The organism is Leifsonia sp. SIMBA_070, assembly GCF_046534635.1.
Lineage (GTDB): Bacteria > Actinomycetota > Actinomycetes > Actinomycetales > Microbacteriaceae > Leifsonia.
Genome location: NZ_JAWRYK010000055.1, coordinates 1 through 392, shown reverse-complemented (window position 1 = coordinate 392; position 392 = coordinate 1). Strand labels below are relative to the sequence as shown.

Annotated in this window: 1 protein-coding gene; it reads right to left on the bottom strand. The window is 65.8% G+C overall.

The features are described 5' to 3' along the window. A partial coding sequence (locus tag SB754_RS19380) for an acyl-CoA dehydrogenase family protein (RefSeq protein ID WP_410784035.1) occupies positions 1-392 on the bottom strand: 392 nt, incomplete at both ends.

The following is a 392-nucleotide window of genomic DNA, read 5'->3' as shown; positions in this document are numbered from 1 at the left end:
GTGACCGGACCCGGCCGACCACGCCCACGATCCGTTGACCTTGTAGCCGCCGTCGACCACCTCACCCATCCCCATCGGCGCGTACGACGAGGAGATCCGGACCGAGGGGTCCTGCCCCCAGACGTCTTCCTGCGCCTGCTGGGGGAACAGCGCCAGATGCCAGTTGTGGACCCCGATGATGCCCGAGACCCATCCGGTGGATCCGCATGCGGATCCGAGGCGGCGCACAGCCTCATAGAAGGTCACCGGGTCGGCCTGGTAGCCACCCCACTGCTGCGGCTGCAACAATTTGAAGAAGCCGATGTCGACCAGTGACGCGATCGTCTCATCGGGGATCTGCCGCAGATCCTCTGCTTCTTGTGCGCGTTGCGCGATCTCGGGCAGCAGGGCAC